The 11,737-nt window shown below is 61.3% G+C and carries 12 protein-coding genes; 10 read left to right on the top strand and 2 right to left on the bottom strand.

What is annotated here, in order from left to right; genetic code table 11:
• Positions 1–251: 251 nt before the first annotated feature.
• Entirely contained in the window at positions 252–833 is a 582-nt protein-coding gene (locus JWR89_RS07320; protein ID WP_299713705.1) for a TetR/AcrR family transcriptional regulator, read from the bottom strand.
• A gap of 217 nt (positions 834–1,050) precedes the next feature.
• Here JWR89_RS07320 and JWR89_RS07315 point away from each other — a divergent pair, with 217 nt between their 5' ends.
• The 4 genes from JWR89_RS07315 (at position 1,051) to JWR89_RS07300 (ending at position 6,171) form a co-directional block, all read left to right on the top strand.
• Positions 1,051–2,082, top strand: a complete 1,032-nt coding sequence (locus JWR89_RS07315) for an alpha/beta hydrolase (RefSeq protein ID WP_299713702.1) — start codon at positions 1,051–1,053, stop codon at positions 2,080–2,082.
• Positions 2,083–2,489: 407 nt separating this feature from the next.
• Positions 2,490–3,476: a helix-turn-helix domain-containing protein gene (locus JWR89_RS07310; protein ID WP_299713700.1), complete on the top strand. Its 987-nt coding sequence runs from the start codon at positions 2,490–2,492 to the stop codon at positions 3,474–3,476.
• A 65-nt stretch (positions 3,477–3,541) separates the two neighbouring features.
• Entirely contained in the window at positions 3,542–3,754 is a 213-nt protein-coding gene (locus tag JWR89_RS07305) for a hypothetical protein (RefSeq protein WP_299713698.1), read from the top strand.
• Positions 3,751–6,171, top strand: coding sequence for an EAL domain-containing protein (locus JWR89_RS07300; RefSeq protein ID WP_299713695.1), 2,421 nt, complete (start codon positions 3,751–3,753; stop codon positions 6,169–6,171). The genes JWR89_RS07305 and JWR89_RS07300 overlap by 4 nt, the downstream gene beginning before the upstream one ends.
• A 415-nt stretch (positions 6,172–6,586) precedes the next feature.
• Here the strand turns inward: JWR89_RS07300 and JWR89_RS07295 are convergent, their stop codons facing one another.
• Positions 6,587–7,165: a TetR/AcrR family transcriptional regulator gene (locus JWR89_RS07295; protein ID WP_299713692.1), complete on the bottom strand. Its 579-nt coding sequence runs from the start codon at positions 7,163–7,165 to the stop codon at positions 6,587–6,589.
• Positions 7,166–7,246: 81 nt separating this feature from the next.
• Here JWR89_RS07295 and JWR89_RS07290 point away from each other — a divergent pair, with 81 nt between their 5' ends.
• The 6 genes from JWR89_RS07290 to JWR89_RS07265 all read left to right on the top strand — a co-directional run bounded on the left by JWR89_RS07290 (position 7,247) and on the right by JWR89_RS07265 (position 11,706).
• Entirely contained in the window at positions 7,247–7,942 is a 696-nt protein-coding gene (locus tag JWR89_RS07290) for an NAD(P)-binding domain-containing protein (protein WP_299713710.1), read from the top strand.
• Between the two features lie 36 nt (positions 7,943–7,978).
• A complete protein-coding gene (locus JWR89_RS07285) occupies positions 7,979–8,950 on the top strand; it encodes an SDR family oxidoreductase (protein WP_299713689.1) in 972 nt (323 codons plus the stop codon).
• Positions 8,951–9,075: 125 nt separating this feature from the next.
• A complete protein-coding gene (locus JWR89_RS07280) occupies positions 9,076–10,017 on the top strand; it encodes an SDR family oxidoreductase (RefSeq protein ID WP_299713687.1) in 942 nt (313 codons plus the stop codon).
• Between the two features lie 61 nt (positions 10,018–10,078).
• Positions 10,079–10,795: an NADPH-dependent F420 reductase gene (locus tag JWR89_RS07275; protein WP_299713684.1), complete on the top strand. Its 717-nt coding sequence runs from the start codon at positions 10,079–10,081 to the stop codon at positions 10,793–10,795.
• A 37-nt stretch (positions 10,796–10,832) separates the two neighbouring features.
• Positions 10,833–11,258, top strand: coding sequence for a nuclear transport factor 2 family protein (locus JWR89_RS07270; RefSeq protein ID WP_299713682.1), 426 nt, complete (start codon positions 10,833–10,835; stop codon positions 11,256–11,258).
• Between the two features lie 43 nt (positions 11,259–11,301).
• Positions 11,302–11,706, top strand: coding sequence for a nuclear transport factor 2 family protein (locus tag JWR89_RS07265; protein WP_299713679.1), 405 nt, complete (start codon positions 11,302–11,304; stop codon positions 11,704–11,706).
• Positions 11,707–11,737: the final 31 nt, after the last annotated feature.

Raw genomic sequence — 11,737 nt, 5'->3', positions numbered from 1 at the left:
GAGCGGTCATCTTCGACCGCGTCTCGAAGGATGGGCGACACACGCCATGGTTCGAGACGCGCGCCAAATGGCGCGCTCCTCACCATGAGGACGGCGAGTAGGCTCAATCCAAAAAAGCTCTAAAACTCGAATGGACGATGAATAGCTGCATATGAGACCGGGATTTGCTCCCCCATCGGCTCACCGGTCTTCCCCATCACACCCGCGTCCGGATCGACCTTCCACGCCCGAGCGAGAACCGTGGACCCGGATCACTTCTCGGGGGCAGCCCACCCCCGGACACTGACATCCGCCAGCGCCGCGAATATCGCCGGCGTGCGTTCCAGGCGGGCGATCGTTCGCGCGCCTTCGACGGCGGCTACCAATGCGGCTGCGGTCGAGGATGCGCGCGCGGGAGTAAAACCGCATCCCCTCAAATGCTCCGCGACAATCTCCGTCGAATCGACAAATCCGCGCGCCACCCGTTTGGTCAGCTCGGCGTCGAGCGCGGGCAGCTCATTCGCCAGATTTTGCATCAGACATCCATACTGGAAATCCGAGGCGACCATTTCGGCCGCGAATGCGCTGAAAATCTGCTGAACGAAATTCAGGGCATCACCCGTCGTATTTGCCGAGATACTCCGCACCATAGCCATTCGACGCGCGACGTAATGATCGATGGCTTCTTCTGCGAGCTGTGCCTTGCCGCGTGGAAAGTGAAAGTAGAACGATCCTTTAGGCGCACCGCTTTCCTTCAGGATCTGGGTCAATCCGGTCGCGGTGTAGCCTTGGATGCGAAACAGGCGTTCGGCCGTGGCAATCGCGCTAGCGCGGGCGTCAGTCTTACGGGGCATGCCTCGAACCTATCACACCTAGCTTGACACTTCTATGGCGATTGCCATAATATGGCGATCACCATAGTAAAACGTGTCCCGCAGTGCCGGGCAATCGAAACGTCGACCAGAGGGTGGGTATGGCGCCGCTTTCCGCATCCAGATCGCCGAAGGAGATATCAAATGAGTTCGTGCGACCTCGCTTTCGCCAGTCGTTCTGGCGAAAGGAATCGATGAGATGGCCCTTAGAACCCGCTCGATGATGCTTTTTGGAGCCGCCATGCTCACTGCCATGTTCACTCACGTTGCTTCCGCGGAAAATGCAGAGGAGGCCGTCTGGCACAATAAAATCCCGGCAGTTTTGAGCGAGCCTGCCGTTGATATCGATAAGGATCCGAACCTTCTGCACCGGTATGCGGACAATGCCGGGACGAAAATCCACTACGTCACCATGGGATCCGACAAGAAGCCGCTCATGGTGTTCGTGCACGGATTTCCTGACTTCTGGTATTCCTGGCGAAATCAGATCAAGGCATTCTCAGAAAATTATCAGGTGGTTGCTCTCGATCTGCGCGGGTACAATTTGAGCGGTCGGCCGGAAGGTGTCGAGCCGTACAAGACTCCGATTCTCCTCGACGACATCCGCGCCGTGATCAATGCAGAGAGTAACGGTCGCAAGGCCATCCTGATCGGGCACGACTGGGGCGCTGCTCTGTCGTGGCTATTCACCGGGCAAAATCCGGATCTGATCGAAAGACTTGTCGTCCTCAGCGTTCCTCATCCTGGCGCCATCACGAAGGAATTGCTTCCCTGGAACCATCCTGTCGCGCAGTCCAGGGCCAGCGCTTACGCCACGCGGTTCTTCGCCCGAGGCAAAGGCGACAACCTGACTGCGGAAGAGTTGGCGTACTGGATTGTAGATCCACAGATCAAGAGCCGTTACATCGAGGCTTTCAAGAGATCATCCATCTCGTCCATGATGAGCTATTACAAGGCTAACTACACTTTTTCCCAGTTTGCGCTCAACCTCTTCGATCCGACCATGAAGAAAATCTACGGTGCCGTGATCAGATGCCCGGTTTTGCATGTGCACGGAATCGAGGAGACGCATGCTTTGCTGAGCACTCTCGATCTGGAAAAGTCATGGATAGAAAATCCCGACAATCTCACCGTGAAAATCGTTCCTGGCGTTGGCCACTTCATTCAGCAAGAAGTGCCCGACTATCTTAACCAGACGATTTCTTCCTGGTTGAAAGATTCGGGAAACTGAGCCCGCATCGCGGTGTGGATGGTCGATGGCCGCTTCTGGTACAAAGCGACCGCTCTGCAACAAGTGCTATTCAGCCCGCAGCCATGATTGCCACGAAATTGCTTCGCGTGGCCAATCTCGACGTTCGCCGTTACGCGCAAGACAAACCCGCGGCCTTGTTTCCTCAACAAATAAGTTCCATGATGTCGCGCGTAAGAAATACCCTTAGTCGCCATTATTGACCATGATCCGGGTAAAGCAGCCTTTCGTCCATTTGACGCCGAGCGCGTGGCATAAACTCCGGCTATGGGCGGCGTTGCAAGCTTGAAGATGCCGGAGCGCACCATCGCCCCGGCGGGCTGACAGTATTGGCATGCAGGGCTCGTACGAAGACGTGGACCCAAGACGCCGGGTGCGGAGGATTCCACATGCGGGTCGTCATCTTTTCACCATCGAACGTTCACTCCCTCGAACTTGCCGGGCTGACGGACGTCTTCGCTGAAGCCAACGACCGCGTCGGCGAGAGGTTCTACGAGGTCTCGATCGTTGCGGAAAACGATCAACCGATCCGTTGCAACTCGGGGCTCAGAGTGCTGCCGGACTCCACCTACCTCGCAAGCCCGACCAATCCGGATACGCTTCTTGTGGCCGGAAGTGTCGGTGTTCCCAATACGCCAAGTAGGGATGTCATCGACTGGCTTGCCCGGTTGGCGCCGCAGACCCGGCGTTACGGCTCTGTCTGCACCGGGGCGTTTCTGCTCGGTGAGGCAGGACTTCTTGGCGGCCGAGTCGTGGCGACGCATTGGCAGTTTGCACCTCTGCTCGCCGAACGCTTTCCTGACGCCAAGGTCGATGGCGACCGGATGTTCGTCCGGGACGGTGCGCTTGTGACTTCTGCAGGGTCGAGCGCAGCGATCGATCTCGGTCTTGCTCTCGTCGAAGAAGATCTTGGCCGCGATGTATCGCTCCATGTCGCCCGCCGCCTGGTCGTATTCCTGAAGCGGCCAGGAGACCAATCCCAGTTCAGCGTACATCTTGCGGCGCAAGCTGCGGACCGCAGCCGGCTGCACCACGTCCAGCAATACGTCTTAAATCACCCGGCTGCGGACCTGTCGACCAATGCCCTGGCCAAGATGGCTGCGATGAGCGCGCGCAATTTCGCACGCGTCTTCACGCATGAGGTCGGAATATCTCCGTCGGATTACGTCGACCGAACGCGTATCGACGTCGCACGCTACCTGCTCGAGGGTAGCTGGCTCTCGATCGACACGGTCGCGACGAAGAGCGGTTTCGGGTCGGCGCGTGCGATGCGGCGTGTCTTTCTCGCTCGTATCGGTGTCACGCCCTCCGAATACCGGGAGCGTTTCCGGACGTCGGGCGATGGGGCAAGACCAAATTTGTCCAAATCGGTCTGAGGGTTGTCGCGAAACGGTCGTGACCTCCGATTGCCCGCACGGGGGAACCTGCGCCATGCTTTGCCGTGAAGGAATTCGGGCAGTTCATGTCGTCAGATTTCAGAGAGCGCAAGGCCGAGTCGATCGACGACGTGGATCCGCTTCGGTCGATCCTCGCTGATCGCGTCGAAGAACCATCCGACGGCGTTGCGGGGGCGCAGGTATCGGAAGGAAGCGAGCCACGCCTGGACCTCAACAAGGCCTTCGAGGCGCCGACGGCACCGGGGCGGGTCGCATGAGCCACAAGACGTCACATGACGTTCGGCGTCGCGGGCCGATCTTGCTGTTCGCGGTTCTCGGGACTGTCCTGTCGATCACGGGTTCGTACCTCGTCTCAGGCTTGGAGGACCGAAACTCGGCTGCCGAGTTCAATCTGCGTGCCGACAACATGAAGGCGGCCCTTCAGAATGGGATAAACGAGCATTTCACGAAGCTGGCCCCGCTCCAGGCGATATTTGAGACTACTTCGGATGTCATCAGCGAGCAGGAGTTCGTGGCGTTCTCCAACCGGCTGTTACGGGATCAGTCCGCAATCCTGAGCCTGTCCTGGATCCCGCGCATTCGAAACGACCAACGGGCGGTCCACGAGCAGAAAGCCCAGCAGGGCGGCAGCGACGGCTATCGCATCCGCTCGATGGGCGCGGACGGGATACTTGAACCGTCACCCATCGCCGCAGAATACTTTCCAGTCTACTACACGACGGAAAAGACCCGTCTTGACGTGGTGAAAGGGTTGAACCTGGCCGACGGCGGCATCCGACAGCAGCCGCTCGAAAGCGCGCGCGATGGTGACACGCTGGCGGCCTCACAAGAATTTAGGCTGCAATCGGGGACCGGCGACCGGGTCGGCTTCTTCGTGGTCCTACCGATTTACAAACGCGGCCTGCCGCACGAATCGGTCGAGGAGCGACGCCAGAATCTCGCCGGTTTCGTGCAGGGCGTATTTCAGATCGACACGATCGTTGCCGCGACCCTGCATGGAATACAGACCCCGGCTGATTACTACATCTTCGCGTCGGAAGCCGGTTCGAGCACGCGGCTGATTTACAGCAGTCTGCCGAAACCATCGGGTGAGTTGCTCGCTGCGAGCCACGGCCCGGAGTTCGATGCGGCCCTTCATTGGTCCGGAAAAATCGACGTTGCCGATCGTCAGTGGCGGATGGTCGCTGTGCCCAAGCGAGGGTCGATCCTGGTGCACTCCAGGGCCTGGATCCTCCTGGCGGCCGGCCTATGCCTGACCGGCGTCGTCTTTGCGTTCATGTGGCGGTCGAACCTGCACACACGCAAGCTTATCGAAGCCAACAATATCATCAGCGCATTGGCGTGCACAGACCCGCTCACCGGCCTTGCCAATCGCAGAACCTTTCACGACCGGTTGGCCATGACCTTCGACAAAGCCAGGCGCGGCGGCGGCGCCTTCGCCCTGCTTTACATAGACCTCGACCACTTCAAGGAATTCAACGATCTGATGGGCCACCCGGCTGGTGATGCTCTACTGGTGCAGGTTGGCGAACGGCTGCTCGCAGAAACGAGTGATGGCGACTGCGTTGCCCGCTTGGGCGGCGATGAATTTGCTATCCTGCAAGCGCGTGCAGGCGCCGAAGGCGAAACGGCGGCATTGGCAGAGCGGATTGTCGCGACTCTCAACGAGCTCGCCATGCTCCAGGGATACGCCGAGCGAATCTCGGCCAGTGTCGGGGTTGCGCGCTATACCCAGGAGGTAGACGGACCGGACGTCCTGCTGATGCAAGCGGATCTCGCGCTTTACCGAGCGAAAGATGCCGGTCGCAACTGTGTTTGCTTTCATGACGAGATGTTTGGCCGGCTTGCGTGCGAGCGCGTCATTCTGGGACGAGAACTCGAGGTCGCGATTAAATGCGGCGGCCTTGCGCTGCAATATCAGCCCCAGGTCGATATCGAAACGGGCTGTATCATCGGGCTCGAAGCGCTGGTGCGCTGGAGCCATCCGCGACGCGGCGCCATATCCCCTGCGGTATTCATTCCGATTGCAGAGAAGACCGGCTCGATAGTCGAGCTGGGGAGATGGGTATTAGACGAAGCTTGCCATCAGATCCGGGTCTGGCAAGACGAGGGCATCGATGTGCCCACGGTTGCGGTCAACCTCTCCGCGATCCAGTGCAAGCGACCCGAACTTGAGCGGGACATCGTCGCAAGCCTCAATCGGTGGAACATTGCGCCCGGCCGGATAGAGCTCGAACTAACCGAATCCGTCCTCATGGAGGCCACCGAACCGCATCGCGACATCATTGCCCGTCTGCGAGCGCTCGGGCTGAGACTCGCAATCGATGATTTCGGCACGGGATATTGCTCGCTCAACTATCTTACCAACTTTCCGGTGGATCGGATCAAGATTGCACAAGAACTGATTTTCAAATGCACGACGGAAATCCGATGCGCTGCGGTCGTTCGCGCTGCCATCCGTCTTTCCGAAGAGCTGGACACCGAAGTGCTTGCGGAAGGCGTCGAAAATGCGGAGCAGGCGCAGTTCCTGTCGTCCGCTGGTTGCAAATCGGCGCAGGGCTATTTCTACAGCCGCGCGGTCGATCCTGCCCAAGCCGCCACTTTGCTGCGGTCGCGCGTCTCCATTCCCCCGCCTGGGCTTCTTGAAGCACCCAAAGCAGCGGTGGCCGTCTGACCCCCGAACTTTGATGGGAGTTTGAACGTAATGAAATTGACAGCCACTGACCGCCGTAAGGGGGCGGCGCGGGTCAGATTCGAGAATCCTCTCGACGTCAGAGTCATGGCAATAGACGGGACGTGGTGTCGTGACTGTCAATTGATCGAGGTGTCCGAGACTGGAGCGCAGATAAGCGTGATCGGTCCGCCCGTGATCGACGCCGAAATGATTCTTCTGCTAACGAGATTTGGAAGTCCCGTATTCCGGATGTGTATGAGAACATCGGTCGATGGCGCGCTGATGGAAGTTTTGTTCCAGAGGGATGTTATCGGAAAAAAACTCTTTACGCAGCGCGGTCATGAAGCCGAGTTGGCTTAGGACTGCGTCGGCGTTTACTGCATCGCCCGGATCGACCATCCGATGCCGATCTGATTCAACGCCTTGTCTTCTTGACATCGTTGCTGGGCCGATTTGTCAGGATGGCGCTCGTAATCAGGTGAAAGAGATGATCGGCCCGCGGCGCGAAAGAGGGTAGGTCGACGAGCCAGCCCAGCGCTGACATCAGGCCGAACAGGTCGTCCCCATTCATATCGGCCCGCGCCGTACCTTCGGCCTGGGCACGCAGCAGCAGTCGCGCGCTCGCCGAGTGCACCGCTGCGCATGAAGCATAAAGAGCGGAGTCCGGGTTCGTGTGGGCGGCGGCCATCATGGCGACAACGCCCCTGTAGCTTTGCGTGAATGTCACCCAATCGCGGAACCAGGACGCGAGCGCTTCGCCAGGTGAAGTCGCTGTTTCAAGTTCGTCCGCCTTCTGCGTCAGCGCGTCCAGATCCGTACACACCAACGCTTCGAACAAGGCTTCTCGCGTCGGGAAATGACGAAGCAGCGTGGCCAGCCCGACGTCGGCCCGACGGGAAATATCGCGCATCGACGCATCGGAACCATGCTCGGTGACGACCTCGCGCGCGACCGTGAGGATATGGCTGTGATTTTTCTTCGCGTCAGCGCGCATGAGACACCTTGCAATCGGATCAGTGATCCGTATATGTGGATCGCTGATCCGATTACAGTATCCGGATCAGTGATCCGTTAGATAGGGCGCTTTGGCGCCAATGGCAACAGGCGCGCCAGCGCAGCCGCAAGGAATACCAGCATGAGCACCATTAGCATCATCGGTGCAGGCGGCATGGCCGCGGCGATCAGCGGCCTTGCCGCGAAGGCCGGACACACCGTCGAGGTGACGAGTCGCGACGCCGCGAAGGCGCTGGCGCTGGCCAGACAAGTCGGCTCCGGCGCGACGACAGGGACATTCGGCGCCGCCCCGGCCGGGGACATCGTCATCCTGGCGGTCCCCTACGCAGCCGTTCTCGACGTGGTGAAGCAGTACGGCAAGGAGCTGGCCGGCAAGCTCCTGGTCGACATCACCAACCCCGTCGCTCCCGACTACGTAAGCTTTGTGACCCCTGCCGACAGTTTCGGCGCGCACGAGATCGCCAGGGCCGCCCCTGCCGATGCGCAAGTCGTCAAGGCGTTCAACACCCTGTTCTCCCACGTCCTGGCGGCCGGTCCGGTCGAGGGCCACCCGTTGGACGTGTTCATCGCCGGAGACGACGCGCAGGCCAAGGCACGCGTCTCGGCGTTCATCGGGAGTCTTGGACTGCGCCCGATGGATACCGGGCTGCTGCCCATGGCGCGGACGCTGGAGCACGTCTGTCTGCTGTCGCTCGGCCTCATGACCCATTCCATCAAGCACACCAACTTCGCCATCGGCGTCAGCCTTCTCGGCTGAGCCGCTCATCGCCGATTTTTCGCAAGGAGCATTACCATGCACGTTTTCGTCACCGGCCCCTCCGGCCACGCCGGCTCGTATGTCATCCCGGAACTCATCGCGGCCGGCCACGAGGTCACCGGTCTGGCGCGATCGGACAAGTCTGCCGCTGCGGTGTCCGCGCTCGGTGCCAAGGTGCGTCGTGGCGACCTCGCCGATCTCGATGCGCTGAAGGCGGCGGCCGCGGAATCCGATGGCGTCATCCACCTCGGCTACAGGGCCGACCTCTTCGGCTCCGGGGGGCTCACCGCGCTGCGCGATTCCGAACTCGCGATTGTGCTGGCATTGGGCGATGCATTGGCCGGCACGAACAAGCCGCTGGTGGTGGCAAGCAGCATCGGCGCGCCCTCGAACGTCGGCCGTGCGGGCCGCATCGGCGCACCGATCAGCCTCGGCCGACCGGCGACGGAGGATGACCCCGCGCTACCGAGCGGCCCCCTCGACGAAGGCACGCTGGTGTCTCGCAATGTCGTGGAAACCACCGTGCTCGGCTTTGCCGAGAAGGGTGTGCGGTCTTCGGTCGTCCGGATCTCCCTCATCGCGCATAGCTCGACCGATCGTGCGGGCTTTCTCGTCGGGCTCGCCGGGCTCGCGAAGCAGAAAGGCTTCGTCGCCTATCCCGGAACCGGCGCGAACCGATGGCCTGCCGTACATGCGCGCGACCTGGCATCCTTGTTCCGTCTTGCACTCGAAAAGGGCGCTCCCGGCAAGACCTGGCACGCGGTGGGCGACGAGGGCATCCCGTTCCGGGAGATCGCCGAGGCCGTCGCCAAGCGCATAGGCCTGCCCGCCAACAGCATTCCCGCCGACGAGATGATGGTGCCGGGCTACTTCGGCGGACTGTCGGCGGTGGTCACCGGCGACTTCGTGGCGTCGAACGCCATCACGCGCCAGGCGCTCGGCTGGGCGCCTGTCCAGCCCGGCCTGATGGAGGACATGGACAATGGCCATTACTTCCCCGCCGCCTGAGTTGGTCTGAGCCCTGCTCATCAAGCACTCCAACTTCGCAACCGGCCTCAGCCTTCTCGGCTGATCGCACTCGCACCAACACCCTCAACTCAACTCACATCAAATCGCTCACAAGGAGAAGTTACATGCGCGTTTTCGTCACTGGCGGCACCGGCCATTCCGGTCCGTACATCATTTCAGATCTCATCGCGGCCGGCCACGAGGTCACTGCGCTTGCCCGGTCGGACAAGTCTGCGGAGACGGTGTCCGCGCTTGGCGCCAAGGTGCGTCGCGGCGACCTCGATGATCTCGACGGGCTAAAAGCGGCGGCCACAGACTCCGACGGCGTCATCCACGTCGCGCACCGGCAAGACCTGCTTCCCACCGGAGGCCTCGACGCGGTGGCTGCCGCGGAGCAAAAGATCATGCTCGCATACGGTGAGGCTCTGAAGGGGACCGGAAAGCCGCTGGTCACGTCGGGGAGCATCGGCTCGCCGGGTTGGGAAGGTCTCGGCCGTCCAGCCACCGAGGAGGATCCCACCCTCTCTGGCGGCGAGAAGTTCAAGGGCACCTTGCGAGTTCGCAACATTGTCGAAACGACCGTGCTCGGTCTTGCCGAGCAAGGCGTGCGCTCTTCGGTCGTACGGATTCCGACGATCATGCACAGCACGACCGACAATGCCGGCTTCCTCCCGATACTGATCGGGCTTGCGAAGGAGAAGGGCGTCGTCGGCTATCCCGGCGACGGCAAGAACAATTGGTCGGCCGTGCACGCCCGCGACCTCGCCGCCGTGTTCCGTCTGGCGCTGGAGAAGAGCCCCGCCGGCAGGAATTGGCATGCGGTTGCCGACGAGGCTATTCCGTTCCGCGAGATCGCCGAAGCCATCGGCAGCCGCTTGAGCCTGCCGGCCGTGCCGATTCCCGCGGATGAGCTGATGCTGCCAGGCTTTTTCGGGTTCCTCGCGAATCTGGTGAAGCTGGACGTCGCCGCGTCCAGTGCCATCACCCGCCAGACCCTCGGCTGGAAACCCACTCAGCCCGGCCTCTTCGCCGACTTGGACAACGGCCATTACTTCCCCGCCGGCTGAGTTCGGCTGAGGCAGAACGCCGGGCCGTGACCGGCCCGGCCGATCATGAAATCGCGATGCCGTGTGGGACGCGCACGCGGCTCGGCACACGCGCAATATCAACGGGGGATGCCCCGTTCAGAGAGACTACCAGCAACCCCAACTCACAAGGAAACTGCACATGAGCACTATCAGCATCATCGGCGCCGGAGGCATGGCCACTGCGGTCGCCGGACGCATCGCAAAGGCCGGACACATCGTCGAGGTATTCAGCCGCGATCCCGCCAAGGCGCGGACGCTGGCCGACAAGCTCGCCGGAGCAACCACAGGCACGTACGGCACCGCTCCGTCCGGCGACATCGTCATCCTCGCCGTGCCATACGGTGGCGCGGCGGCGGCGGTGGCCGAATTCGGGAACGCGCTCGACGGAAAGGTGATCATCGACATCACCAATCCCGTCGCCCCCGGCGCCACGGGCCTCGTCACCCCCGCGGGCAGCTCCGGTGCGCAGGAGATCGCCAAGGCCGCTCCCGCCAGCGCGCATGTCGTGAAGGCGTTCAACACGCTGTTCGGCCATGTTCTGGCCAAGGGTGGACGCCTCGACGCGTTCATCGCGGCCGACGATGCGGAAGCCAAGGCGCGCGTCTCGACCTTGCTCGAGAGTCTCGGGCTGCGTCCGCTGGATGTCGGCGGCCTGCCCATGGCCGCGACGCTCGAGTCGCTCGGCCTGATGCTCATCGGCCTGGCCAAGAACGGCGCCGGTAGCTGGGACATCGCCCTGCATGTCGATATCGGCTGAAACAGCGAACAGACCGTCAACCCAAGGAGAAACCAAGATGCCTGGCAACGAAGAAATTATCAGGGAACTCTACTCCGCCGCGGATGGGCGGAGCTTGGACACCAGGAAGCTGGTCTCCATGTTCTCGGAACACGGATACATGCTGGACGTCCCGTCCGGCACGACGTTTCGCGGGGAGGCCATCGGCGAGTCGATCGCCGGCCTCGCGAGCGCATTTCCCGACGTCCACCACAAGCTGCTCGGCGTTCACGTCGCGAAGAATGTCGTCGTCGTCGAGCTCGCGCTCCAGGGAACTCATAGAGGCGAGCTCGTCGCAGCATCCCGAACCATCGCTCCCACCGGCAAGACGATAGACGTCCCGTCCTGCGATGTCTTCAAACTGGACGGTGGCAAGATCGCATCATTTCATTGCTACAACATGCCTTCCGTGATGCTGCAGCAACTCGACGTCGACGCCGGCTGAACCATCGAAGACGCCATCCCAGTCAAGGAAACGGAGCAAGGTCATGAGCATCGAACAGAACGTTCAGGTCGTGAAGGATTTCTTCGCGGCAATGGGCGGCGACAGGCAAGCCCTGCTGGCGCTGGTCGCCGACGACATCGAGTGGATCATTCCGGGAGAGCACTGGCCGCTGGCCGGCACGCACCGCGGGCACGAAGGACTCGAGAAATTGCTTCAGAAGGCTTCCGACACGATGGAAACGTCATTCCCGAAGCTCCCCGAATTCGTAGCGCAGGGAGACCGTGTTCTCGTCGTCGGTTCCGCCAAGGGCAAAGTCAAAGCCACCAATAAGACGTTCGAGGACGACTGGGTCTTCGCCATTACCGTTCGAAACGGCAAGCTGACGAACATCCGGGAGTATGTCGATACGCAAGCGCTGGCGCGGGCCTCCGAGATGGCGGCGAGCTGAGCGGCGCAGTGCGCTGCGTCCGGGACACGAT

The organism is Tardiphaga sp. (assembly GCF_028290785.1).
In the GTDB taxonomy this organism is placed as follows: Bacteria; Pseudomonadota; Alphaproteobacteria; order Rhizobiales; family Xanthobacteraceae; genus Tardiphaga.
This window is presented reverse-complemented; position numbering and strand designations above follow the sequence as displayed.